Genomic DNA, 24684 nt, shown 5'->3' with positions numbered 1-24684 from the left:
TCATACGAATTTGAGGCCCAGCGCAGGTTGAGCCTGTGCTGGGAGCTCGTTCTCGCGCCTTTTTGCCGACATCTTTTTATATGACCTGAGACTCATGTCCAACACCACTGCCCGCGATTACCGCAACACCGTCTTCCTGCCCGAAACCGATTTTCCCATGCGTGCCGGCCTGCCAAAGGCCGAGCCCGAAATGTTGAAAAAGTGGGACGAGGCCGACCTGTACCATGCTGTCCGCAAAGCCCGCCAGGCCGCCGGCGCGCCTTTGTTCGTCCTGCACGATGGCCCCCCCTATGCCAACGGCAATATCCATATCGGCCACGCGCTCAACAAGATCCTGAAGGACTTCGTCGTGCGCTCGAAGTTCCTCACCGGCCATGACGTCGATTACGTGCCGGGCTGGGATTGCCACGGCCTGCCGATCGAATGGAAGATCGAAGAAGAATTCCGCGCCAAGGGCCGCAAGAAGGATGAGGTGCCCGCGGCTGAGTTCCGCAAAGCGTGTCGCGAATATGCCGCGCGGTGGATCGACAGCCAGCGCGACGAATTCAAACGCCTGGGGGTGCTCGGCGAGTGGGAAAACCGTTACGCCACCATGGACTATTCCACCGAAGCCAAGGTGACCGCGGAATTTCATAAATTCCTGATGTCTGGCCAGCTGTATCGCGGCTCCAAACCGGTGATGTGGTCGCCGGTTGAACGTACCGCGCTGGCGGATGCGGAAATCGAGTACCATCCGCATGTCTCCCCGACCATCTGGGTCAAATTCCCCTTGCGCAGCGATGCGCCGCACATAGTCGACGCCCTGAACGGCGCGTCGGTCGTCATCTGGACGACGACGCCGTGGACGATCCCCGCCAACCGCGCCATCAGCTTCAACCCGTCCGTAGCCTATGCGCTTTACGAAGTGACCGAAGTAAAGTCCGAAGAAGATTTGGGTTTTGCGCCCTGGGTTAAGGTGGGCGACAAGCTGATCCTGGCCGACAAACTGGCCGAAGGCGTCCTGCAAGCTGCGAACGCCAAGGCCTGGCATCGTGTCCTTGCCTTGCCTGCCGACGTCCTGAGCGGGTTGAGACTGGCTCACCCGCTGGCGACCTACGATCCCTATTACGATTTCAATGTCCCGATGCTGGCCGGCGACCACGTCACCGATGACGCCGGAACGGGCTTTGTCCACACCGCGCCCGGACATGGCGCGGACGACTACAATATCTGGCTCAAATCCGGTTATCCGCTTGACGCCATCCCCGATACGGTCGATCCGGACGGCGCCTATTATCCGCACATCCCCCTCTTCGCCGGCATGAAGGTGCTGGAAACCGAAGGAAAGAAGGCGGGCAAGTTCGGCGAAGCAAACGGTGCGGTGATGAACAAGCTTATCGAAGCCGGCAACCTTCTGGCGCGCGGCCGGGTCGAACATTCCTACCCGCATTCCTGGCGGTCCAAGGCGCCGGTCATCTTCCGCAACACGCCGCAATGGTTCATCCGTATGGATGGCGAGGAGTCGCTGCGCAACACCGCGATGGCCGCCATCAACGCCACCGAATTCTTCCCCGCCATGGGCAAGAACCGCATTGGCGGCATGGTCGAGACACGCCCGGACTGGCTGATCAGCCGCCAGCGCAACTGGGGTACGCCTTTGGCCATGTTCGTGGACAAGAAGACGGGCGAGCCGCTTCGGGACGAAGGCGTCAACAAGCGCATCACCGACATGATCGCCGAAGGCGGGGCCGATGCCTGGTTCACGCGGCCCGACACCGATTTTCTCGGCAATGGCTATAATCCGGACGACTACGAAAAGGTCACGGATATCCTCGACGTGTGGTTCGATTCGGGCTGCACCCACGCCTTTACCCTCGAAGGCCGCGCCGATTCGCGCTGGCCCGCCGATCTCTATCTCGAAGGGTCGGACCAGCATCGCGGCTGGTTCCAGTCGTCCCTGCTCGAAAGCTGCGGCACCCGAGGTCGCGCGCCTTATAACGCCGTCCTGACGCACGGTTTCGTTCTCGACGAACAGGGCGAGAAAATGTCGAAATCGAAGGGCAATGTCACCGCGCCCCAGGACATCGCCAAGGAAGCCGGTGTGGAAATCCTGCGCCTGTGGGTAGCCTTCGCCGACTATTCCGAAGACCTGCGCATCGGCAAGCAGATCATCCAGACGACGGTTGATGCCTATCGCAAGCTGCGCAACACCGTGCGCTATCTGCTGGGCGCCATCAACGGTTTCTCGGCCGAAGAGGCCGTTGACTACACCGATATGCCGTCGCTTGAGCGTTACATCCTCAATGAGGTCTATACGCTCGATGCCAAGGTCCGCGCGGCCTATGACGTCTATGATTTCGCCGGTGTCGTCCGTCCGGTGGCCGATTTCTGCATCCAGACCCTGTCGGCGCTCTATTTCGATATCCGCAAGGACAGCCTGTACTGTGACCAGCCGTCGGCCACGCGCCGCCGCGCCTGCCGGACGGTGATGAATATCCTGTTCGAACGCCTGACCCTGTGGCTGGCGCCGATCATGACCTTCACCATGGAAGAAGCCTGGGCCAGTCGCGGCCATGCCGAAGCCAACCTGTTCCGCGTCCTGGACGCCGCACCTGACGAGTGGCACAACCTGGCCGAACACGCGCGCTGGTCCAAGATCGAAACCGTGTTGTCCGTCGTGACGGCTGCCTTGGAAGAAAAGCGCCGGGACAAGGTCATAGGCTCCGCCCTGGAAGCGGCGCCGATCGTCTACATCGCCGACAACGCCGCCTATGAAGCCTTCGCCGGCATCGACGCGGCCGAGGTCTTCCGGACCTCTCAGGCGACGCTGTCGATCGCACCGGCCCCGGCCGATTCTTTCAAGCTCGAAGGATTGCCGATGATCGCGGTCGAATTCGCCCGTGCCGAAGGCCAGAAGTGCCAGAGATCATGGCGCATCTTGCCCGAAGTCGGTAGCGACCCACGCTATCCCGATCTCAGCCTGCGCGATGCCGACGCCGTCGCTGCCTTTGACGCCACACACGCCGGATAAGCCTTATGGACAAGCTGAAAGCGCATTTTACGCCCCTGTACAGTGCCGAAGGCCTAAAGGCGCTGGGCCTGGCCCTGCTCGTCTTAATCGCCGACCAGGCAACCAAGCTTGGGGTTCTCTACGGACTGAATCTTCGCGAGATCGGACAGCAGGTCAATATTTTGCCCTTCTTTTCGCTCACCATGGTCCATAACCAGGGCATCAGCTTCGGCCTTCTGACTTCAGACGGCCTGGGCCGATGGCTGTTGGTGCTGTTTCAATTCGGCATGGCCTTCGGAATTGCCGATTACGTGCGCACAAAGACCAATCCCTGGCTGATCGTCAGCCTGGGATTGATCATTGGCGGCGCTATCGGAAACGGGATCGACCGGTTGCGGCTGGGCTATGTCGTCGACTTTCTCGACTTTGGGGGAACGGGCTTTTTCCCGTGGGTCTTCAACGTCGCCGACAGTGCGATCTGTATAGGGGTGGCCTTGCTCGTGTGGTATTTCGTCCGCGCGGATATGGCTGAAAAGGGCAAAACGGCCGGTTAAGCTTAACGCTTGGCAGCGGCTGATAAACACAGTATCACTCTTCATCTTGCGCAGGCGCGAGTGAGGCATTTCGGAGCGAATTATGAAGTCGGTAAAAATCGCGGCGGGTCTTTTGATCATGGCGGGCGTGGCCCTTTCGGGTTGCCAGTCCACCAAGAACGCCCTGGGCCTGAACAAGGTCGTGCCCGACGAATTCCGCGTCGTCACCAAAGCGCCGCTGGTTGTTCCGCCGGACTATGCCCTGCGTCCGCCCTCGCCGGGTGCTCCGCGCCCGCAGGAACTCCAACCAGAAAGCGCTGCGCGTCAGGCGCTTCTGGGACAACGCGACGCGACCAACCGGTCGGCGGGCGAACAGCAGCTGGTGGCCCGCATGGGTGCCGGAACGGCCGATCCGCTGGCCCGCTACGTTGTTGACGATGAATTTGGCGACCTGACCTACAAAGAACCGTCTTTCGCAGACAAGGTCATGTTCTGGCGCAAGCCGGCCGATGCCGCGTCTGCCGGCAGCAATGCCAGCGAGGCGGCGGCCAATACCTCCGTCCCGGTCGATGCCGCCACGGAGCAGGCGCGTCTGAAGGCGCTGGTCGGCGATCAGCAGATCATTATAACCCAAAAGCCGAACCCCAAGTTCAAGCTGCCGGGCCTCTAGATCACCGATAATTTAGTTGTTAGACTCTCGTAAAAGGCGTTCCTTCGGAGCGCCTTTTTCAATCTCAGCCAGGCCAATCCAGGAGAAATATCATGGTGTCTAAGCGTATCGTCGCCTTCGTCACGGTTTTGTCCCTGGCAGGCCTGTCATCCCTTGCTGTCGCGCAGACTCCGGAATGCGCTGTCAGCGCGCCGCTCGATACGCGCGTCGAAGCCGTGCTGGCCAAGGCCGACCGGCCAGCCAAGCAGCGCGACAACGATGCCCATCGTCTCAGCGAAACCCGCTTTGTCCTGAGCCATGTTAAGCCCGGCGATCATGTGCTGGATATTGGCGCCGGCGGCGGCTACGCCTCCTATATCCTGTCGGCGGCGGTGTGCACGGGCACAGTCGATTCGCAAAATCCACAAAGCTGGGTCGACGGCTATAAGATGGAGCCCGCCCGCCAGGCCCTGGCTGCCGCCCGTCCCAACGTGCACCTCGTGACCGCCGAGTTTGCCCGGATACCGGCACCGGCCCAGCCCTACGATGTTATTTTCATCGGCACGGTCTATCATGACACCTATAATGAAACGGGCCATGACGCCGTGGCCTTCGACAAATCCCTGCTCGCCCTGCTCAAGCCCGGCGGCATCGTCATCCTGACCGACCACAAGACCGCGCCCGGTATCGGCGCGACGGCGACCAATACGCTTCACCGCATCGAGGACACACGGGTATTGGCAGATTTCAAGGCCGCCGGCTTCGAACAGGTTGAAAACAGCAATGCCCTGGCCAATCCGGCGGACGATCACCTGAAGAACGTCTTCGATCCGTCGATCCGTGGCCAGACCGATCGCATGGCGTTGATATTCCGTCGCCCGCTGAAGTGATAAGAATCACTACAAACCCGGCGGCGCTTTCTATAGTGTAGACCTTCGGGTCTCCCGCGTGCGGGAGGCCAAAATCAAGGCCTTTCATGTCTCAGATTCAGCGCTTACCGCAAGATACCATCAATCGCATCGCCGCCGGCGAAGTCGTCGAGCGCCCCGCTTCGGCGGTCAAAGAGCTGGTGGAAAATGCCATAGATGCCGGTGCGCGGCAGATCGACATTCGTGCGGACCTGGGTGGCCTGTCGCGCATCCTGATCGAAGACAATGGCTCAGGGATGGGCGCCGACGATCTGCAACTGGCCATAGAGCGCCATGCCACCTCCAAGCTGAAGCCGCAATCCGACGGCACCTGGGATCTTCTGCACATCAAAACGCTCGGGTTTCGCGGGGAGGCCCTGCCGTCCATGGGCTCGGTGGCGCGGCTCAGCATAACCTCGCGCCCGCGGAATGGCGATGCGTTGAACATCCGGGTTGATGGCGGCGCGATTTCGCCGCTCAAGCCTGCGGCCTTCGGTGGCGATCATGGCACGCGGATAGAACTGTCCGATCTGTTCTACGCCACGCCGGCCCGCCTGAAATTCATGAAATCCGAACGCGCCGAAAACATGGCCATCGCCGAAGAGGTCAAACGCCAGGCCATGGCGCACGAAGATGTCGGCTTTTCGCTCGAACTCGACGGCAAAAAGATTCTCAAGCTCTATGCCGAAACGACCGGCTTCGACGGTCGCCTGCGCCGCCTGGCTGCCTTGTTGGGTAACGATTTTTCCGACAATGCCTTGTTGATCGACCAGCAACGCGAAGGTGTGCGCCTGACGGGTTATGCCGGTTTGCCGACCTTTTCGCGCGGCAATGCCATGCACCAGTACCTGTTCGTCAACAACCGGCCTGTCCGCGACAAGCTTCTGGCTGGCGCGTTGCGGGCCGCCTATGCCGATTTCCTGGCGCGTGACCGGCATCCGCTTGCCGCCCTGTTTGTCGAAATCGATCCGGAAGACCTGGATGTCAATGTGCATCCGGCCAAGACGGAAGTGCGATTCCGCGATCCGAACCTGGTCCGCGGCCTGATTATCGGCGCACTCAAACATGCCCTGGCGTCGGCAGGCCACCGCGCCGCCACCACCGTGGCGCATCAGACCATCAGCGCCTTCCAGCCGCAGGCCGTTCAGCCTCTGTTAGGGTTCAACCGGCCCTATAATCCGGCCTCCGCGTCCCAGATCGCCGCAGTCCGCCCCTTTCTTACGCCCTTCCCGCCCGATTCGACCTTCGCACCGACCGCGCGGGTCGAGGCACCAGCCGCCTATCAAGACTATTCTGGTCTCGACTACGGTGGCCAGGGATATGCTGGTGTGACTGAAGCCTATGCCCCAACGTGGACGGGCGCGGACGGTTCCGCCCCGTCGACCGATGCGGCATCTTCCCCCACGACCGAAAGCTTTCCGTTGGGCGCGGCGCGGGCGCAGATACATGAAACCTATGTGATCGCCCAGACGGCCGACGGCCTGGTCATCGTCGATCAGCACGCCGCCCACGAACGCCTCGTCTACGAGCAGATGAAGCAGGCCATGGCCGACGGACAGGTTCAGAGCCAGAGCCTGCTGATCCCCGAAATCGTCGATCTGGAACGCGAAGAAGTTAGCCGTCTCATAGCCCGGCAAGCCGATCTTCAGGCCATGGGCCTGGGGCTGGAGGCCTTTGGCCCGACCAGTGTCCTCGTCCGAGACATACCGACCTTGCTCGGCGACTGCGATATCGGTGGCCTGGTCCGCGACCTGGTAGACGACCTGACCGAACATGGGGAGTTGCTGGCCCTGAAAGAACGTATGGCGGAAATCTGTGGGGACCATGCGTGCCGGCACAGTGTACGTTCGGGCCGTCGCCTGACTGCCGACGAAATGAATGCCCTGTTGCGACAGATGGAGGCCACGCCCCATTCCGGTCAGTGCAATCACGGCCGACCGACCTATGTCGAGCTCAAGCTCAAAGACATTGAAAAGCTGTTTGGCCGCCGTTAGAGGCGATGCATTAATAGTAACAAAATAGTCGGGGCGCAGTCATCAACCGCGCCCCGACGTGGCCCCTCGCCCTTGTGGTATTCTACCCAATAAAAAAGCCCGCAACCGCCGGGTTGCAGACTTCGAAAAGGCTTTAGTGCGTCAGGTTCAGAATGATAAGCCCAAGGCCCATCACTACACCCCATACCTGAACGCTCAGGCCGGCAACGAGCAGCAGCTTCAAGGCATCGGGACGACGCTTCGATGCGCGCGTTTTCACGGCTTCTACGGTTTGAATATCCATCACTTGACCCCTAATTTAAGTAACAGCAGACCCAGGACGTCCAGCAATTTTTGTGCCTTGTTTTCGGCCTTGCCTATGGTTTACGCCCTATTAAGGACATATTGGGGATAAGTTACGGGAGCCGTCAATAGCTATTATTTAACAATGCGTTAAATATGCCACTCATGCCATTTTTATGACTTTTTTATTTAATGAAATCTGTGACTTACGAATTAAAAATTTTTTGTTTCAGAAACAAGACCTGCGCCGCGCCATAGGTTTTGACGTTGATTTTCTGCCACAGCTCTGTGACAAAATCGTCCTCATCAGCGGCCCGTTCGAAGACAATTATGGCATTTTCAGACAACCAATTACCGCCCGCCAAGGCCGTCAGGGCCTTCTCTCCCAAGCCTTTGCGATAGGGCGGATCAAGAAAAACCAAGTCAAAGGCCTCGGCCTGAGAGCCGGGACGTGTCCCGAGTTGGGTTGCGTCCCGTCTGTGGACACGCGTTGTGCCAAAAAGACCGAATGTCTCGACATTGTCGCGGATGGCACCGCGCGCTGCGTCGTCCGTTTCGACGAACAGACAAAAGGCGGCGCCGCGCGACATGGCCTCAAAGCCCAGCGCCCCGGAGCCGGCAAACACGTCCATGACGCGCGCGCCTTCAAGAGTGGGCGCCCAATCGGCATGCGCCAGAATGTTGAAAATAGCTTCGCGGGCGCGATCGGACGTCGGACGGGTGTTTTGCCCGTCCGGCGTTACAAGCGCACGCCCCTTGAAGTTTCCCCCGACAATACGCAACGCTCAGGCCCTTAGCTGTCGCGACGCGGCTTGAACGGCGGCTTGCCACCCGATGTATGACCACCAGACGAATAGCCACCGGACGGCTTGCCTTTGAAACCGCCACCGGCAGGACGGGGACGATCGCCATAGGTGCGCGGCTTGTCGCCGTATGACTTGCGCTCACCGCCCTCTTCACGCGGCTTCCACTCTTTTCCGGCGGCCGGACGATCACCCTGCGGGCGGTCGCCGAAATCACGCCGTGGCTTGTCGCCATAGGACTTGCGCTCGCCATCCTCGCGGGCAGCATAAGGCTTCTTGAAAGCCGGACGGTCGCCTTGTGGGCGATCGCTAAAATCGCGGCGCGGCCTGTCACCGTAAGATTTGCGCTCGCCATCCTCACGGGCAGCATAGGGCTTCTTGAAGGCCGGGCGGTCACCCTGAGGGCGATCTCCAAAGTCGCGGCGCGGCCTGTCACCGTAGGACTTGCGCTCGCCATCCTCGCGGGCAGCATAGGGCTTCTTGAAAGCGGGACGATCACCTTGCGGCCGGTCGCCACGGTCTGGGCGCGGCGTCCAGGTCTTGTCGCCGTAGGCCTTCTTCTCGTCGCTGCGGCCTTCGCTCCTCTGACCGCCGAACTCGCGCTTGGCGCGTTCATAGGCCCCAGCCTCGCCGGCGGGTACGCCATCGCGGTCACCATAGGGCTTTTTGGCATAGGGCTTGTTGAACGGACGTTCGCCTTGCGAGCGGTCCTGACGCGGGCGATCGCCATAGGACTTGCGTTCACCGTCTTCACGCGCGGCATAAGGTTTCTTATAGGCCGGGCGATCTCCTTGAGGCCGATCTCCTTGAGGCCGATCCCCTTGCGGACGGTCGCCAAAATCGCGGCGCGGACGATCATCGAAACGCGGGCGCTCACTGCCTTCCGCACGCGGCGTCCAGGGTTTCTTTTCACCAAACGCTTTCTTGTCGCCGTATGGCTTCTTGTCGCCAAAGTCGCGGCGCGGCGTGAATTCGCGCTCCGGACGACGATCACGGGCTTCGCCATCGCCTTCGAAACGCGGACGTTCGTCAAAATCGCGCGGTTTGAATTCGCGGTTTTCAAATTCCGTGCGCGGCTTGAATGGCTTGGGCCTGTCCTCGAACGTCTTGTTACCGAATTTCGGCTTGTCGCCAAATTTCTTGTCGCCAAACTTGCTGTCACCAAATTTGGGCTTGTCGCCGAAGCGGTCACCGCCGCCGCGACGGCCGGCCGGTGTACCCGTCCCGGTATTGTCATAACGCGGCGCAGACGCCGAGCGGGTCTGGGACGCACCCTCGGGCGGCAAGTTCTTCAGGGACACAAAATCGGAGAGCAGTTCACGAATGACCCGCGGACCGATCTCTTCCACTTCACCGGCTTCGAGATTGCCAAGCTGGAACGGGCCGTAGGCCAGGCGGATCAGGCGATTGACCTTAAGGCCAATCGATTCCAACACCTTACGCACTTCACGGTTCTTGCCTTCGGTGATCGACACCGTGACCCAACAATTGGCGCGGCCATCGGCCTTTTCCGCCATCTTATCGAGCGTCGCTTCCATTGGGCCATAAATGACACCGTCAACGGTTGTACCGTCCTTCAGGGCATCGAGACGCGCCTGCGTGGTGTTACCGAGCGCGCGGGCGCGATAGCGGCGCACCCAGCCGGCGGACGGCAGTTCAAGCGCACGCGCCAGTTCGCCATCATTGGTCAGTAGCAAAAGGCCTTCGGAATTCAGATCGAGGCGGCCAACCTTCAGCACGCGGGGCAGATCCGATGGCAGCTTGTCGAAAACGGTAGGGCGGCCGGACGGATCGCGTTCGGTCGTCACCAGGCCGACGGGTTTGTGATAGCGCCACAGGCGAGTGGGCTCGGCCTTGCCGATCACCTGGCCATCGACCGTAATGACGTCGGTCGCCTTGACCAGGACGGCCGGCGTTTCAAGGATGCGACCATTGACGGCGATCTTGCCCAGGCCGATCAGCCGTTCGATTTCCCGACGCGAGGCCAGACCGGCACGGGCCAGGACCTTGGCGATACGCTCACCGCTATTGGCGGCGGCTTTCTTATCGTCCTTTTTGTCATCTTTCTTGGCGCGCTTGGGGCGTTCGGATTGTGCCTCGCGCGCATCGCGCATTTCTTGCGGAACATAACGGTGACCGTCGGCGATGTCCTGCAATTCACGAGCGCGCTGAATGTCTTCGGCGCTCAGTTCGCGGGGCTCATCATTGGATTCGGGTTCGTTACGCTCTCCAGCGTTACTGTCTTGGGTCACGTCATATCTTTCTAAATTTGCTTGACGCCTCCGTACCACCGCGTCTTTAAGACCTCATGGAAGATGATCTGATCTTGATGGCACAGGCGTTGGAACAGGCGCGAAATGCTGCCTTGTCCGGTGAGGTGCCGATAGGCGCTCTAATCTTCGATCCGTCAAGTAAAACTGTTGTAACAAGCGCAAGAAATTCGCCCATTTCGTTACATGACGCCAGTGCGCACGCCGAGATACTGGCCATTCGGGCCGCCGGCGAACAGTTGGGCAATTATCGACTGACCGATCTGTGGCTCTACGTCACGCTCGAACCGTGCGCCATGTGCGCCGGGGCCATCAGTCACGCCCGCATTGGACGCGTCATCTACGGTGCCGACGACCCCAAGGGGGGCGCTGTTGTCAGCGGGCCAAAATTCTTCGCTCAGCCGACCTGTCACTGGAAACCTGAGGTGACATCGGGCGTTTTGGCCCAAGAAAGCGCCGACATGCTAAAGACCTTTTTCCGCGCCCGGCGAAAGGCGTAGAGCGTATCTCTAACAGACCAGTTTGGCCAACCGCACCACGTCGCTGGCCAGTGCCCGGACCATCCAGTTCTGTACGCCCGTGACGTCTGGCAGACGTTTCCATAGGTCAGCCGCTTTATTCTCATCGACCCGCCCCGTACGCAAGGCGTTCAACAAGTCTATCATCGCCGTGCAGAATGCCTCGCGTCCCTCGCCCGCTTCGCGCCGCCATTCGACGCGCAACAAAAGGCAGACTGCCTGGGCATGACGAACCAGGCGGACGATTTGGCCTGACGGGTCGTCTTCGGCGTTTGCGTTGCCGTTGTCCCGGTGCATCTGACCCAAGTCAAGCAGAGCCCGGCGTAATCGCGTATCCGCTGTTTCGGTTTTTTTGGACGGATCGGCAGTCAGGCCGCCGATCATCTGGATCATGATCTCCAGAGCCTTGTCGGCGACGGCCTGTCTATGCGGCCTCGGCAAGACCAGCACGGAAATCGCCACACCAATGCACGCACCGATGCCGACGACAACGGCCCGGCCGACGGCAGCGTCTTCCAAACCCGTCAGGCCGGCCGTCGCGCTGGAAGACGCGCCCAACATCAGCACAGCGGCAATCAGGGCCGAGCGGAACTCCGATTTATACGCCGTCAGAATGGCGAGCGGGACCAGCCCGATCAACAGCTGGGCATAGGCATTCAAGCCAACCTTATGCAAGGCTACGGCGCAGAACGACAGGGCGATACCCATCAGAGTTGCCAGCAGACGCATCAGTCCGGCCTTGAAGGCGCCTTGGCTATACGGGCGCACAACGATCAAAGCGCTTATGACTGCACTGAATTCATGATGTCCGGGGAGAAAATGCGAGACGAACATCGCCAGGACGGCAGCCAGCACGAGCCGCGCCGCGTATGCCCCTTGAGGCCATGAAAGAGTTGTCAGTGCCTTCGTCATCCCATACGGATAACCGGTCGAATCTTATTTGCCAAGGAGGCCCATATGTCCGGTGCGACCCGCTTCACCCTAGGCCCTGTTCAGCCGATCATCGATGAAGTGACGCGTGAGGCCAATATCGTCTGGGCACATCTTAGCGCGCGTCCGGAAATGATGGCCAATATTGGCTGGGCCGCACTGATCTTCGTTGTCACCTGGATCGTCTCCGGCATGGCCTCAGACGCGGTAAAGCGTACATCACGGCGTCTGGTGCACAAGGAGAGTGACCGCACGCTGCTGGAATTTTTCTCGCAGGTCGTGCGCTGGCTTATACTCGCGGTCGGGCTGGTGGCGGTTTTGAACCGTCTGGGCGTGCAGACCGCGTCGTTATTGACCGTCCTCGGCGCAGCCTCTCTCGCGATCGGCCTGGCCTTGCAGGGCACGCTCGGTAACGTCGCGGCGGGGTTGATGATCCTGTTTAACAAACCCTACCGCATCGGCGATATCGTTTATGTCGGTGACGTCAAGGGCACAGTCCATCGTCTCGGCCTGTTCTCGACGGAAATCAATAACGGGGACAATGTGCGGGTGTTCATTCCAAACACCAAGGTCTTTACCAACGAGATCTACAACATCACTACCAACGCGGCGATGAAAATCGAGATTCCCATTGATGTCGCCTATGACAGCGATCTGCAGGACGTGCTGGATATTCTCGCCAAGGTGGCGCGCGCCCAACTTGACCGGTTAAGCACGCACGATCCTGTCGTCGGCCTTGCTGCATTCGCCGCCAGCGGAATCACCGCCAAGGTGGCCATATGGGTTATGCCCGCCAACGCCAATGCCGCCAGAACTCGCCTGATGATCGATATCAAAGCCGCCTTTGACGCGGCGGGAATTGAAATCCCCTATCCGCATCAGGTCACCCTTGAGAAACATTAGATCGCCAAATCGGCGAAGCCGCCAAGGGACTAGAATTTATAGCGCAAACCCAGTGTCAGGGCCGGGTAGGTCTTGAAGTCCTTGATATCGTTTTCCAGACTGGCGCGCTCGTTTTCGATGGCTGTCTGCACATTTGGATCATTGGCGTAGATGCTGTCCGATGTCAGGGTCACGCGCGGACGGCCCTGGAAATAGGCGCCGGCTTCGAGGTTGAATTCGAGATGACCAACCGGCCAACGCGCGCCCAGGCCAAGATAGGGGACGGTATCGTCGAATTTGGCCCGCGCAGTCAGGACACCAACCTGAGCCGGCGTCAGGGGGATGCCTCCGACAATCACATTACCGGTGTATCGCCCGGTCGCCTGGACCTTGTTGTCGTTCTTATATGCGCCAGCGGTCACGTAGAGTGGACCATTGGCGGCAAAGCGATAGTCGACCTGAGCGCCGTAAGACGCCAGCTTCAGGTCGCCATCATAGCGGATGCCGTCGTCGGTCGTGTCGTGATAGCCAAAATTTGCCCCATTGCCGATGGCGCGGACCGTAAAGTGGTCATTGAGCTTAAGGCCGAATTCCGCGCCAACGCCCAGCGTGCTCACGCGGACGCCGGCAAAGTCCGGGGCAATCTGCGCCTGAGCTGCAACGGGAAAGAGTGCGGCAACGGGAAGGAGAGCGGCCGCGGCGGCGGCAAGCAGATAGGAACGCATTGGGGAGACTCCGAAAGATGGCAACCTGTCACCAATAGGGAGAGCCGCCGTTCCCTCACAAGTTGTTTCAAAGCTACCAATTATCAGAAGGACATAAACAGCCCGTTACCGGACATACCCTTGCGCCCTGTTAAATTTGTGGTTTTCGGCCGTAAGCGCCTCAGGTCAGCCCCTTGCGCCCAATATCGTAGAAGCGTTGCGCCCGCTGCGAGACCAATTGGTCCTCAGTCAGGAAGCTCATCGCCTGAAGCTCGCTTTCCAGCACGTCGCCAAGCGTCTCTATCATCTTTTCCGGGTTGGAATGCGCGCCGCCGGCCGGTTCTTCGACGATACGGTCGACAATGCCCATCTTGAGCAGATCAGGCGCGGTGATCTTCATTTGCTCCGCGGCATCCTTGGCGCGGGAACCATCATGCCACAGGATCGAGGCCGCGCCCTCGGGCGAGATCACGCTATAGATCGAATGTTCGAGAATCAGCACGCGGTTGGCGGCCGCCAGCGCAATGGCGCCGCCAGACCCCCCCTCGCCTGTCACCGTAGCAATCATCGGCACGCGCAGGGTCAGGCCTTTTTCGGTCGAGCGGGCAATGGCTTCGGCCTGGCCGCGTTCCTCGGCACCGATGCCGGGATATGCGCCGGCCGTATCGACCAAAGTCAGTACGGGAAGGCCGTGTTGTTCCGCCAGGTCCATAAGGCGAACCGCCTTGCGGTAGCCTTCCGGGCGGGCCATGCCGAAATTGTGCTTGAGCCGTGTGGTGGTGTCGTGACCTTTTTCGTGGCCCATGACCACGACGGCCCGACCGCGGAACCGGCCGAGACCACCGACGATCGCCTGATCGTCGCCAAACTTGCGGTCGCCTCGCAGCTCGACAAAGTCCTCGATCAGACCATTGATATAGTCGACCAGATGCGGACGTTCCGGATGACGGGCCACCAAGGTCTTCTGCCACGGCTCCAGGCGTGAATAGGTTTCACGGCGCAGCACTTCGGTGCGGTCGCGCAGCGCGCGCAGTTCGACGTCGAGATTGGCTCCGCCGCTTTGCGACAAAGCCGACAGTTCTTCAATCTTCGCTTCAAGGTCCGCAATGGGACGTTCAAATTCGAGATAATGTCGCATCAGGTCGCTCTTGAATGCCCCATGTGTGCGCGGAGCCTGTTAAAAACCAATATCGAATAAGGGAGATGGCCTTTAACAGCAAGTTCGCGTCCGTCAAAGGAGTTTTTAGTCACCGGGCCGCGCCTTGGCCAGCGGATGATGGCTTTCGACCACTTCACGCAGACGTTCGGAGGCGACATGCGTATATATCTGGGTCGTTGAAATATCGGCGTGTCCCAGCAAGGTCTGCACCGTTCGCAGGTCCGCGCCGCCTTCCAGGAGGTGAGTCGCAAAGGCATGACGCAGGACGTGCGGCGACACCCGGGCAGGATCTATGCCGGCATTCACCGCCGCCTCGTCGAGTAGCTGTCCGACCCGCCGGCGCGTTAGGTGCCCTTCGGCGCCGCGTGAGGCGAACAGAAAGGGGTTGGCCTGATCCCTGGATTGCAGGAAGGCGCCGCGAATATCGAGATAGGCCTTGATCGCCAGGCGTGCCGATGGGTTAAGCGGCACCAGCCGTTCGACACCGCCCTTGCCCTTGATGATCAGGAACGCCGGGTCGCGCTGTACGGCATCGAGACGTAAGCCTACCAGTTCGGATATCCGCATGCCGGAGGCGTAAGCCATTTCAATCAAGCATTCCAGGCGGATCGCCTGATCAGGATTTTTTTCGGCGCAGGCAGCGATCAGCGCCTCAACTTCGGCGGAGGAGAGAATTTTGGGCAGGCTCAGCCCCTTCTTCGCCGCTGCAATCTTGCGCGACGGGTCGGCGGTTATCAGGTTTTCCGACATGCAGAAGCGAAAGAACTGCCGTATGGCGGAGCGTTTGCGTTGCATAGACGCTGCGGACAGGCCACGTTCGTTCAGGAGGCCGAAATAGCGCGCCAGATCCCCTTCGGTCAATTGCAGGAGGCCACTCGGCGTTACCTCCAACGCCTCCGCCAGGTCGGCCAAGTCGCGGCCATAGGCCTCCAGTGTCGGACGAGCAGCGTTGCGTTCAACCGCCATCATCTGGAGGAACGACTTTACGGGGTCAAATCGGCTGTTCATTTTCGCGACCGTGTTTTGTACTCACGCGGCGGAAGCTCCGACGCCGGAATAATTCTGGCAATAACGCCCTAACATCGTGTAAAGCAAACGCATGACTGCGCAAGCCGAGCCCTCTCAGACCCAATCTCGCCCCTCTTTCCTATTGCCGAAAACCGTAGCGCTTGTCGGCCTGATGGGCGTGGGTAAGACCACTATCGGCCGTCGTTTGGCCGATCAGTTCGGGTTGCCGTTCGTCGACGCAGACGAAGAAATTGAAAAGGCCGCCGGACAGAGTATAGCCGACATTTTCGCCAGCTATGGTGAAAAAGGCTTCCGCGACGGAGAGCAAAGGGTCATTTCCCGCCTGCTCGACGCGCCGGTTCAGATACTGGCCACCGGCGGCGGGGCGCTGACTCACCCATTGACGCGCGAAAACCTGAAGGCCAAGGCCATTACCTTATGGCTCAAGACAGATATCAAAGTGTTGGCGCGTCGTGTCGCCAACCGTCCCCACCGCCCGCTGCTCAGGGACCGCAACCCGATAGACGTACTGAAAGAACACGTGAAAACTCGTTACCCCCTCTATGAAATGGCCGACATCACTGTGGATACTGGCGACCAATCCCACCTCAAGGCGCTCGATCAGGTGATCGAAGCCCTGCGCCGCCACGTCGAAGGTGGCCAATGACCGTTAAACGCATTCCCGTCAGCGGTGACGGTTTCAAGCCGTATGATGTCATTGTCGGCCAGGGTCTCCTGACCGAAGCCGAAAAATGGGTGGGTCCGTTCCTGACCAACAAACGGGTTGTGATGGTAACCGACAGCCACGTCGGGCCGTTGCATGCCGATGGCATTCTGGCGCAGTTCGAGGCTGCGGGTCACAAGACGCATAAGATCGTCGTGCCCGCCGGCGAGGCCAGCAAATCGTTCGACGGACTGAAATTCGTCATCGACGCCTTGCTCGATTGCGGGCTTGACCGCAAGGATGTCGTCATCGCCCTGGGCGGCGGCGTCATCGGCGACCTGACCGGCTTCGCCTGCGCCGTCTATATGCGCGGCATCGATTTCATCCAGATACCGACCAGCGTTCTGGCCCAGGTCGATTCGTCGGTCGGCGGTAAGACGGCCATCGACCACGAAAAGGGCAAGAACCTCATCGGCGCCTTCTGGCAGCCCCGTCTTGTCCTGTGTGACCTCGACGTGCTGAAAACCCTGCCTGAGCGCGAAATCCGCTGCGGCTACGCCGAAATCATCAAGTATGGCTTGCTCGGGGATCGTGATTTCTTCGACTGGCTTGAGGCCAACGATACACGCGTGTTGGCGCTGGAACCCGATGCCATCCTGCATGCCGTGGCGCGTAGCGTCGAAATGAAGGCCGAAATCGTCGCCGCCGACGAACGCGAAGGCGGCCAGCGCGCCCTGCTCAATCTCGGCCACACCTTCGGTCACGCCCTGGAAGCGGAGGTCGGTTTTGGCGACGTGCTCCTGCATGGCGAAGCGGTTGCCATCGGCATGTGCCAGGCTTTCCGTTACAGCGCCCTCAACGGCGAATGCACGGAAGAAGACGAAGGACGCGCCGTCGCGGCGATCGGCCACGCTGGCCTGCCGACGCGCATGGCCGATATCCGCAACACGCCGTTCGACGCTGACCGGCTGATCACCCATATGGGTCACGACAAGAAGGCGGAGGGCGGCGCCCTCACCTTCGTATTGGTCAGCGGCATTGGGCGCGCCTTCGTCGCCAAGAAGGTGCCCGCGGACAGTATCGCCGAATTCCTTATCCTCGATGGCGCCGTTTCTTCACAGGCCGCATTTTAAAGGCTTACCATGCTCCTCGCCTCCCTCCTTGCCCTGATACCGGTTCTCCTGGTTATTCTGGGGGTGTCGGCGCTGTTCAGCGCAGGGGAAACGTCCATGACCGCGGCATCAAGGGGCCGCATGCACCAGTTGGAACGCGACGGCGACAAGGCCGCCAAGCGCGTCAACAAGCTGCTGACCAATCAGGAGAAGATGATCGGCTCCATTCTGTTGCTGCAGAATGTGCTCAACATCGGCGCTTCGGCGATCGCCACCATTTCCATAGACCGCGCCATCCCCGGCCCGTGGGGCGCGGCTATTTCCACCGCCTTCATGACCGTCATGGTGCTGATCTTCGCCGAAGTTCTGCCTAAGACCCTCGCCATTATGCGTCCGGACGATGTGGCGCGCTTTCTGTCGCGCCCTGTGAGTTGGACAGTTTTCATTTGCGGCCCAATCATCAATGCCGTCCAATGGTTTGTACGCGCGGTCCTGCGGCTCTTTGGCGTCCGCATGTCAATGGAAGTCGACGTTCTGGCGGCACATGAAGAAATCCGTGGCGCCGTCGAATACCACCACGATGAAGGCGCCGTGCAAAGCGAAGACCGCGACATGTTCCGCGGTGTACTCGATCTGGCCGATCTGGATGTCAGCCAGATCATGGTGCATCGTAAATCAATCGATATGATCGATGCTACGCTACCGACCACCCAGATTATCGATACGGCCTTGAGTTTCAGCCATACGCGCGTGCCGCTGTATAAGGAAAATACGGAAAACATTATCGGCATTTTGCACGCGCGCGACCTCATGGCCGCGGTTATCCGCGCCAAGGGCGATATCAGCAGCGTCGACGTCATGGCCATCGCCCGTGAGCCCTGGTTCATCCCGGACACGACCAATCTCAAGGACCAGCTTGCGGCGTTCCGCAAGAAGAAGGCGCACTTTGCCCTGGTGGTCGATGAATACGGCGCCTTGCAGGGTCTGGTCACGCTCGAAGACATACTGGAAGAAATCGTCGGCGAGATTGACGATGAGCACGACGCCGTCATGACGGCCATCCGTCGGCAAAGCGACGGATCGATCCATGTCGATGGCGATCTGCCGATTCGCGACCTCAACCGCGCCATGGACTGGGAGCTACCGGACGAAGACGCTGTGACTATTGCCGGCTTGGTCATTCATGAAGCCCGGACAATCCCGGAGCCCGGCCAGACCTTTATCTTCTATGACCGTAAATTCCAGATCATGCGCAAGCAGCGAAATCAGATTACGGCGATCAAAATTTTTCCCCTCTGATCCCTGCTAGGCCCGGCAAAGAAAAGCCCGCCAGATTGCCTGGCGGGCTTTTCTTTATGGATGGAGGCTAGAGCGTTGGTCGGCTCAGTTAAGCCGCCTCATGGCTCTAATTCTTTGTAACGCGTCATATTTTTCCGAAAAGTGGGGTCCACTTTCGGCATGAGGCTCTAAACCTTAAGCCTCATCCTTGCCCTGAGCGTGGAAGAAGGGCGAGATCATCCTGCCGAAGAAGTTCGATATCTGATCGACAATTGTATAGCTGACCGGCACGAACAACAGCGACAACAGGGTCGATGTAATGAGGCCGCCAATTACCGCGACGGCCATGGGCTGACGGAAGGCATCGTTACCGATGGCCACCGGGATCATGCCGGCGCCCATCGCGACGGTCGTCATGACGATCGGACGCGCCCGCTTACGTGCGGCCTCGAACAGGGCCTCCGTTCGCGACATACCTTCCTTCATGGCCACCATGGCGTATTCGACCAGCAGGATCGAGTTCTTGGCAGCAATGCCGGTCAACATGATCAGGCCGATATAGGACGGCATGGACAGACTCATACGACATAGGATCAGGGCCACGAAGGCCCCTCCGAAACAAAGCGGCAAGGCCAGAAGGATGGTCACCGGATGGGAGAAGGATCCAAACAGCAAGACCAGGACGACATACATCAAGGCGATGCCGGTCAGGATGGCGGCGATGAAATTCGGCACCATTTCCAGGAAATCTTCCGTATTCGGGTTGGGAACAATACGAATACCTGGAATCTCACCATTCTTGATCTTGGTCATGGTCGGCGTCTTCATGACCGCCGCATCCGCTGTCCCGTTGGGCACGCCATTCAGATCGCCGTTGACAGTCGCCGACCGCGTCCGGTCGAGACGGTTGATCTGGATCGGGCCCGCACCAAAGGTGATGTCGGCGACTGCGGTCAGCGGGACGGAAGTGCCGTATTTGGTCGGCACCATCAGCGTATTGAGGTTGCCTATGTCGTAACGGGCATCCGCTTTCAACAGGACACGGATCGGGATCTGGCGGTCGCCATCATTATATTTGGCCAGGATCTGATCGATGTCCCCCACGGTGGCGACACGCGCCACCGAAGAGATGGTGGCGGTGGATACCCCCATCAGCGCCGCTTGGTCAGGCTTGGGCGTGATGATGACTTCGGGTTGGGTCAGATTGTCCTGTGAATGGACATTGGTCAGTTCCGGCAGGGCGGCCATTTCCCGCAACAATTGCCGCGAGGTTGCGGCCAAAAGGGCTTCGTTGTCCGAGGCCAGAATGTAGGCCACGCCCGTGCCGCCGCCACCATCCTGGCCGAAGCTGGAATGGATGCCAGGATATTTGGCGAGGGTCTTGGAGAACTGCTGCTCAAACTGGGTTTGCGACAGCTTGCGTTCCGATTTCGGCACCAGATTGACCGTGATTGTGGCGCTTTCCATATTCATCACGGCGTAGGTGCTGCGCACCTCCTTGTGTGTATTCAGGTCGGCGACGATCTTCTTGACGACGGTGTCGGTTTCCTGAAGCGGCGTACCGGGAGTCAGCTTGAGCGTCATCACCGACATCGAGGAATCATCCGCCGGAATGTTGTCCTGCGGAATAGTGCTAAGCAGCGCAATCGATCCGGCGAAGAAGGCGATGCCGCCGAGAATGACCGCCCAACGCGCGCCAAGGAGAGAGGTCTTGAGCTTTCGCACCAGAGCGATGGTGCCGATCAGTAAGCCAACGCCGATCAGAGCGATGACACCCCCAGCGATCATGCCGGGAACGGTCGGCTGGATCATTGCCGGGTGCGGCCCGGTCGCGCCGGGTGCCGGGTGCGGCATGAAGGTGCCCGATGCCATAGCGATAAGACCAAGCGAAATGATCAACCCAATTTCCAGCGCCGCCCACCGCGCCTTCATGAAGGGTCGGTGTATGACGATCGTCAGGAGCACGGCGACCAGGAACACAGCGACGCCGATGCCGGCAACGACCATATTCCCCTTCGGCAAGCCGGCGAGTAAGAAGATGGTCGCAATGATCACGCCATGGAAAAAGATATACCAACGCCATTTGACGTGGCCTTCGAGGCACCAGCGCAGCATGGCCTGATACCCATCCATCCAGAACGGCTTGTCATTGTCATGCTTAGGATTGGCACGCAGCAGATAGGCGCCCATCAGCGGCGTCAGGGTTCGTGCCACGACTAGCGAGAAGAAGACCGAAACGCAGGACGCGATGGCAAAGCTCTTGAAGAACTGGCCGACAATGCCCGGCATGAAGCCGGTGGGGGCGAACACCGCAATCAGGGTTGCCGTGGTCGCCACAACAGCCAGTCCGATTTCATCCGCGGCTTCGATGGCGGCCTGGTACGGCTTTTTGCCTTCGCGCATGTGGCGGACAATATTTTCGATTTCGACGATGGCGTCATCGACCAGGATGCCAACGGTCAGCGACAACGCCAGAAGCGTGACGACGTTGAACGACTGGTTCATCGCATGCATTATGAAGAAGGTTGGCAGCAGCGACATAGGCATGGCGACGGCCGAAACGAAGGTCGCCCGCCAGTCGCGCAGGAACAGCCACACGACGAAGACCGCCAGAAGCGCGCCGATCAGGAGGGCTTCCATGGAGCTGTCAAAACTGCGCTGCACCTCCTTGACGCTCGATGAGACTTCCTCGATCTGTACGTTCGGGTTCGAGGTCTTCAAGGCGGCTATGGCCGCACGCACACCGGCGGCGACATGAACTTCGGAGGTGCCACGGGTCCGCTGTATATTGAAACCGACGACTTCATTACCATTATAGCGGGCGCGAGTGCGCGGCTCCGACCAGGTATCGATGACGGTCGCAATATCGCCTAGGCGGACACTGCCGCCATTGGACAGAGTGATGCGGGTATCGGACAATTGCTGTACGCTATTGGCGCCGCCCACGGTACGGATGGTCTGTTCCGAAGACCCCGCATTAAAGCGGCCGCCCGGCATGTTGACGTTGAAATTGCGTAATTGCTGGCTGATGTCACCGGCTGTTACGCCCTGGGCTGCCAGTTTGGCGGGGTCCAGCTCGATGCGGATTTCACGATCGACACCGCCGTCGCGGGTCAACTTGGATACCCCCTTAACGCCGAGAACGCGCTTGGCGACATCGTTATCGACATACCAACTCAGGTCTTCCGGCGACATGTTCGCGGCGCGTATAGTATAGCTGAGCAGCGGCTGCCCTTGCGCGTTCTCGACGCGCGACACTATGGGGTCGAGCACATCGGAAGGCAGATTGGACCTGACGCCGGCCACGGCATTTCGAACATCGTTCGTCGCCTTTTCCAGGTCCGTATCCAACTGGAAGGTGATGACCGTAGTTGAGACCCCTTCATTGACATAGGACTGGATATGTCGGACGCCGCCGAGGCCGGAGACAGAGTCCTCGACAATACGGGTGACCTGATTCTGCAATTCGGTCGGGGCCGCGCCCGACCTGACAACCGTGACAACCACGAGCGGGAAGTCGATGTCCGGCCAGTTGTTGATGCGCATCTGGCTAAAGCCCAGAATGCCGGCGAACGTCATGACAACGAAAAAGACGAGAGTCGGGATGGGGTTGCGGATCGACCAGGACGAAATCTGGAAGCCGCCCCCACCTTGGGGTGCAGGGCTGGACATCTTAGTGTTCTCCGCCCGTTTGCGGCTGACCCGGTTGAGGCGTCGCCTTGACAGCGTCGCCATCGTTCAGGAAGCCCGCGCCGGTCGTGACCACACGATCTCCGACGGACAGCCCCTCCTTGATAATGATATCCTTGGTCGGCGTGGTCGAGCCAATGACCACCTTGCGCAGGTGCGCCTTGTTATCGACACCGATCACGTACACATTCGGCACGTTCTCGGTATAGACCACGGCGAGTTGCGGGATAAGAAGCACGTTCTGCATACCGGCGTCGATGGAGCCGGAGGCAAACATGCCGGGGCGCAGACCCGAAGACCAGGGCACCGAGATGCGAGCATAGCCCAGGCGTGTCGACGGGTCGACCATCGGCGTGACGATGCGAACGCTGCCGGTCACGGGACCGGTCGACTCGCTGGTCACCGTAGCGGCCATGCCGGCGTGGATATTATGCAGGTCCGATTCGACCACCTGCATGTTCAGTTCGATCCGGCCGTCACGCACAATGCGGAACAGTTCAGCGCCTTGCTGGATATTCTGGCCCAGGACGGCGGTACGATGCGTCACCATGCCGGAAACCGGCGCACGCACGGTGGCCATGCTGAGTTGGGTCTGCGCCGTCTGCATGGCGGCTTCCGTCGTCAGCTTGGACGCTTCGGCGTTGTCGAGAGCGGCGGCGGAGAGATATCCCTGCTGGAAAAGGCTCTGGGCGCGCTGATACGCCTTGTTGGCCTGATTGTAATTGGCCTGCGCCTGTTTCAATTGGGCCTGGAGAAGGACATCATTCATGCGCAGGAGGGGCTGGCCTTGCTTGACCGATTGCCCCTCATCGACCAGAAGCGCCACGGCCGTCAGTCCGCCCGTCTCCGCGCCGACAATCACTTCCTGCCAGGCACTGATGGTCCCCGTCCCCGCGATCTTCACAGGTGCCGTGGCATCACGGGCGGTAGCGAAATTTACAACGGCAGCATGCCCAGAGGCGCCGCCTTTTTTATCACCATCGGTTTTGCTTTTTTCGCCACATGCCGAAAGGCCGCTCCCTAAAACAAGCGCCAACGACACGCCGACCGCGAATACAGCGCGAAAACCGGGCTTGCGCCCCTCAATACTACCGGAAGTCATGCCCATTTGATCCTAGGTTTTTGTCGCCCGACAACTCAACATTACGGGAAATATTTTTATATTGCATGATGAGGTGGCCCAGGTTGTGAGTCAACGAAGGCCACATTAAAAATCTGACATAAACGCCTTCAAAGCGTTGCCCCCGCGCCACGTTGTCTGATTTTATGCCCTATAACACAAAACAACGCGAAGCTGTCAGCAGGTTAAACCTTCGCAAACGGAAAAAGGTGGTTAACTGGCTAGCGGTCGTCAGGCGGGACAGCGTGAATAAAAAATCACGCTGCATTTTTATCTGGACGCCGTCATTTTGGCGGCATCTGCAATAAACGGGGAGATGAGCATGGATTGGCAGGGTGGACGCAGGGGAGATGTCGAAGACCGACGTGGCGGCGGTCTTATTCCCATCGCGGGCGGCGGTGGTGTTGTGCTGACGGTCCTGGCCCTTATTGGCTATTTTGTTTTCGGCATCGACCCTTCCACCGTTATGAACGCGGGAAGCCAGTTGCAAAACCAATCGCCGACGGCTCAGCAAGGAACAGCGACCGGCACCTGCCCTCAGGGCGATGAGGCCTGCGACTTTTCCAATGTCATACACACCTCGGCCAACGATACCTGGCAATCCCTGTTCGATGCGGCCGGAAAGCCTTACCATCCCTCCACCATCGTTCTGTACAGTCAGGGGACCCAGACTGGATGCGGGTTCGGCCAATCTGCCATGGGCCCATTCTATTGCCCGGCGGATGAACGGGTCTATCTCGACCTCGACTTCTTCCACACCATGGATACGGATTTGGGCGCCAAGGGTGATTTCGCCAAAGCCTACGTCATCGCGCATGAGGTAGGCCACCACGTCCAGAATCTGCTGGGGACCAGTGCGGCGGTACAACGCGAGGAACAGGGATTGAGCGAACGCGGCGCCAATGCGTTGTCGGTTAAGCTTGAATTACAGGCGGATTGCTATGCGGGCGTGTGGGCCAACACCTCGAACCAAAAGCAACACTGGATTCAGGCCGGCGACATCGATGAAGCCCTGGGCGCCGCCAATGCGGTAGGTGACGACACCCTACAGCGCAAGGCGCAGGGCCGCGTCGTCCCCGACAGCTTTACGCATGGGTCGGCTGCGCAACGTGTGCAGTGGTTCAAGACCGGCTTCAGCTCAGGTGACCCGGCGTCGTGCGACACATTTCGCTCTTGAGGACGGATAGGTCT

General features: G+C 59.7%; 20 protein-coding genes. 11 read left to right on the top strand and 9 right to left on the bottom strand.

Annotation, left to right across the window (positions count from 1 at the left end):
* Positions 1 to 94 precede the first annotated feature (94 nt).
* From ileS to mutL, 5 genes are all read left to right on the top strand, one after another.
* Positions 95 to 3010, top strand: a complete 2916-nt coding sequence (gene ileS, locus AEAC466_RS38595; RefSeq protein WP_023459277.1) for an isoleucine--tRNA ligase — start codon at positions 95 to 97, stop codon at positions 3008 to 3010.
* A gap of 5 nt (positions 3011 to 3015) precedes the next feature.
* Positions 3016 to 3543, top strand: a complete 528-nt coding sequence (gene lspA / locus AEAC466_RS38590; protein ID WP_023459276.1) for a signal peptidase II — start codon at positions 3016 to 3018, stop codon at positions 3541 to 3543.
* Positions 3544 to 3625: 82 nt separating this feature from the next.
* Complete coding sequence (locus AEAC466_RS38585; protein ID WP_023459275.1) at positions 3626 to 4192, top strand: DUF3035 domain-containing protein; 567 nt, start codon at positions 3626 to 3628, stop codon at positions 4190 to 4192.
* A 92-nt stretch (positions 4193 to 4284) separates the two neighbouring features.
* A complete protein-coding gene (locus AEAC466_RS45310) occupies positions 4285 to 5061 on the top strand; it encodes a methyltransferase domain-containing protein (protein ID WP_023459274.1) in 777 nt (258 codons plus the stop codon).
* 86 nt (positions 5062 to 5147) lie between these two features.
* Positions 5148 to 7073 (top strand): DNA mismatch repair endonuclease MutL, encoded by a 1926-nt coding sequence (mutL, locus tag AEAC466_RS38575; RefSeq protein WP_023459273.1) that lies wholly within the window; start codon positions 5148 to 5150, stop codon positions 7071 to 7073.
* A gap of 133 nt (positions 7074 to 7206) precedes the next feature.
* On the opposite strand, the gene AEAC466_RS44910 is transcribed toward mutL, so the two are convergent.
* From AEAC466_RS44910 to AEAC466_RS38565, 3 genes are all read right to left on the bottom strand, one after another.
* Positions 7207 to 7356, bottom strand: coding sequence for a hypothetical protein (locus AEAC466_RS44910; protein WP_023459272.1), 150 nt, complete (start codon positions 7354 to 7356; stop codon positions 7207 to 7209).
* Between the two features lie 205 nt (positions 7357 to 7561).
* Positions 7562 to 8137, bottom strand: a complete 576-nt coding sequence (gene rsmD, locus AEAC466_RS38570; RefSeq protein WP_023459271.1) for a 16S rRNA (guanine(966)-N(2))-methyltransferase RsmD — start codon at positions 8135 to 8137, stop codon at positions 7562 to 7564.
* 11 nt (positions 8138 to 8148) lie between these two features.
* Positions 8149 to 10410: a pseudouridine synthase gene (locus tag AEAC466_RS38565; protein ID WP_023459270.1), complete on the bottom strand. Its 2262-nt coding sequence runs from the start codon at positions 10408 to 10410 to the stop codon at positions 8149 to 8151.
* A gap of 56 nt (positions 10411 to 10466) precedes the next feature.
* On the opposite strand from AEAC466_RS38565, the gene tadA reads away from it, so the two are divergent.
* A complete protein-coding gene (gene tadA, locus AEAC466_RS38560; RefSeq protein WP_023459269.1) occupies positions 10467 to 10928 on the top strand; it encodes a tRNA adenosine(34) deaminase TadA in 462 nt (153 codons plus the stop codon).
* A gap of 9 nt (positions 10929 to 10937) precedes the next feature.
* Here tadA and AEAC466_RS38555 read toward each other — a convergent pair whose 3' ends face one another.
* Positions 10938 to 11801, bottom strand: coding sequence for an FUSC family protein (locus AEAC466_RS38555; protein ID WP_023459268.1), 864 nt, complete (start codon positions 11799 to 11801; stop codon positions 10938 to 10940).
* 102 nt (positions 11802 to 11903) lie between these two features.
* Here AEAC466_RS38555 and AEAC466_RS38550 point away from each other — a divergent pair, with 102 nt between their 5' ends.
* Positions 11904 to 12779, top strand: coding sequence for a mechanosensitive ion channel family protein (locus tag AEAC466_RS38550; RefSeq protein WP_023459267.1), 876 nt, complete (start codon positions 11904 to 11906; stop codon positions 12777 to 12779).
* Positions 12780 to 12808: 29 nt separating this feature from the next.
* On the opposite strand, the gene AEAC466_RS38545 is transcribed toward AEAC466_RS38550, so the two are convergent.
* From AEAC466_RS38545 to AEAC466_RS38535, 3 genes are all read right to left on the bottom strand, one after another.
* On the bottom strand, positions 12809 to 13483 hold the full coding sequence (locus AEAC466_RS38545) for a hypothetical protein (protein WP_023459266.1): 675 nt from the start codon (positions 13481 to 13483) through the stop codon (positions 12809 to 12811).
* Positions 13484 to 13643: 160 nt separating this feature from the next.
* On the bottom strand, positions 13644 to 14603 hold the full coding sequence (locus tag AEAC466_RS38540) for an acetyl-CoA carboxylase carboxyltransferase subunit alpha (protein ID WP_155913759.1): 960 nt from the start codon (positions 14601 to 14603) through the stop codon (positions 13644 to 13646).
* A gap of 102 nt (positions 14604 to 14705) precedes the next feature.
* A complete protein-coding gene (locus tag AEAC466_RS38535) occupies positions 14706 to 15629 on the bottom strand; it encodes a site-specific tyrosine recombinase XerD (protein ID WP_031239193.1) in 924 nt (307 codons plus the stop codon).
* A 91-nt stretch (positions 15630 to 15720) separates the two neighbouring features.
* On the opposite strand from AEAC466_RS38535, the gene AEAC466_RS38530 reads away from it, so the two are divergent.
* From AEAC466_RS38530 to AEAC466_RS38520, 3 genes are read left to right on the top strand one after another with little or no spacing between them, the layout of a single operon-like run.
* On the top strand, positions 15721 to 16296 hold the full coding sequence (locus AEAC466_RS38530; RefSeq protein WP_031239191.1) for a shikimate kinase: 576 nt from the start codon (positions 15721 to 15723) through the stop codon (positions 16294 to 16296).
* Positions 16293 to 17426: a 3-dehydroquinate synthase gene (gene aroB, locus AEAC466_RS38525; RefSeq protein ID WP_023459262.1), complete on the top strand. Its 1134-nt coding sequence runs from the start codon at positions 16293 to 16295 to the stop codon at positions 17424 to 17426. The genes AEAC466_RS38530 and aroB overlap by 4 nt, the downstream gene beginning before the upstream one ends.
* 9 nt (positions 17427 to 17435) lie before the next feature.
* The gene (locus AEAC466_RS38520; RefSeq protein WP_023459261.1) at positions 17436 to 18704 is read left to right on the top strand and encodes an HlyC/CorC family transporter; all 1269 of its coding nucleotides are present in this window, start codon (positions 17436 to 17438) and stop codon (positions 18702 to 18704) included.
* A gap of 174 nt (positions 18705 to 18878) precedes the next feature.
* On the opposite strand, the gene AEAC466_RS38515 is transcribed toward AEAC466_RS38520, so the two are convergent.
* On the bottom strand, positions 18879 to 22355 hold the full coding sequence (locus AEAC466_RS38515; protein WP_023459260.1) for an efflux RND transporter permease subunit: 3477 nt from the start codon (positions 22353 to 22355) through the stop codon (positions 18879 to 18881).
* Between the two features lies 1 nt (position 22356).
* Entirely contained in the window at positions 22357 to 23475 is a 1119-nt protein-coding gene (locus AEAC466_RS38510; RefSeq protein ID WP_235074324.1) for an efflux RND transporter periplasmic adaptor subunit, read from the bottom strand.
* Positions 23476 to 23815: 340 nt separating this feature from the next.
* Here AEAC466_RS38510 and ypfJ point away from each other — a divergent pair, with 340 nt between their 5' ends.
* Positions 23816 to 24670, top strand: a complete 855-nt coding sequence (gene ypfJ / locus AEAC466_RS38505) for a KPN_02809 family neutral zinc metallopeptidase (protein WP_023459258.1) — start codon at positions 23816 to 23818, stop codon at positions 24668 to 24670.
* The last annotated feature ends 14 nt before the right edge of the window (positions 24671 to 24684 follow it).

Source organism: Asticcacaulis sp. AC466 (genome assembly GCF_000495815.1).
Taxonomy (GTDB): Bacteria; Pseudomonadota; Alphaproteobacteria; order Caulobacterales; family Caulobacteraceae; genus Asticcacaulis.
Note: the sequence above shows the minus strand (reverse complement) of the source record. Positions and strands in the feature narration are given on the sequence as shown.

Bases quoted from the DNA above. Each gene is read 5' to 3' on its own strand.
- aroB (WP_023459262.1), top strand. From the start codon at position 16,293: ATGACCGTTAAACGCATTCCCGTCAGCGGTGACGGTTTCAAGCCGTAT.
- AEAC466_RS44910 (WP_023459272.1), bottom strand. From the start codon at position 7,356: ATGGATATTCAAACCGTAGAAGCCGTGAAAACGCGCGCATCGAAGCGT.
- AEAC466_RS38535 (WP_031239193.1), bottom strand. From the start codon at position 15,629: ATGAACAGCCGATTTGACCCCGTAAAGTCGTTCCTCCAGATGATGGCG.
- lspA (WP_023459276.1), top strand. From the start codon at position 3,016: ATGGACAAGCTGAAAGCGCATTTTACGCCCCTGTACAGTGCCGAAGGC.
- AEAC466_RS38530 (WP_031239191.1), top strand. From the start codon at position 15,721: ATGACTGCGCAAGCCGAGCCCTCTCAGACCCAATCTCGCCCCTCTTTC.
- AEAC466_RS38550 (WP_023459267.1), top strand. From the start codon at position 11,904: ATGTCCGGTGCGACCCGCTTCACCCTAGGCCCTGTTCAGCCGATCATC.
- mutL (WP_023459273.1), top strand. From the start codon at position 5,148: ATGTCTCAGATTCAGCGCTTACCGCAAGATACCATCAATCGCATCGCC.
- AEAC466_RS38515 (WP_023459260.1), bottom strand. From the start codon at position 22,355: ATGTCCAGCCCTGCACCCCAAGGTGGGGGCGGCTTCCAGATTTCGTCC.
- tadA (WP_023459269.1), top strand. From the start codon at position 10,467: ATGGAAGATGATCTGATCTTGATGGCACAGGCGTTGGAACAGGCGCGA.
- AEAC466_RS38510 (WP_235074324.1), bottom strand. From the start codon at position 23,475: ATGACTTCCGGTAGTATTGAGGGGCGCAAGCCCGGTTTTCGCGCTGTA.
- AEAC466_RS45310 (WP_023459274.1), top strand. From the start codon at position 4,285: ATGGTGTCTAAGCGTATCGTCGCCTTCGTCACGGTTTTGTCCCTGGCA.
- AEAC466_RS38545 (WP_023459266.1), bottom strand. From the start codon at position 13,483: ATGCGTTCCTATCTGCTTGCCGCCGCCGCGGCCGCTCTCCTTCCCGTT.
- ypfJ (WP_023459258.1), top strand. From the start codon at position 23,816: ATGGATTGGCAGGGTGGACGCAGGGGAGATGTCGAAGACCGACGTGGC.
- AEAC466_RS38520 (WP_023459261.1), top strand. From the start codon at position 17,436: ATGCTCCTCGCCTCCCTCCTTGCCCTGATACCGGTTCTCCTGGTTATT.
- ileS (WP_023459277.1), top strand. From the start codon at position 95: ATGTCCAACACCACTGCCCGCGATTACCGCAACACCGTCTTCCTGCCC.
- AEAC466_RS38585 (WP_023459275.1), top strand. From the start codon at position 3,626: ATGAAGTCGGTAAAAATCGCGGCGGGTCTTTTGATCATGGCGGGCGTG.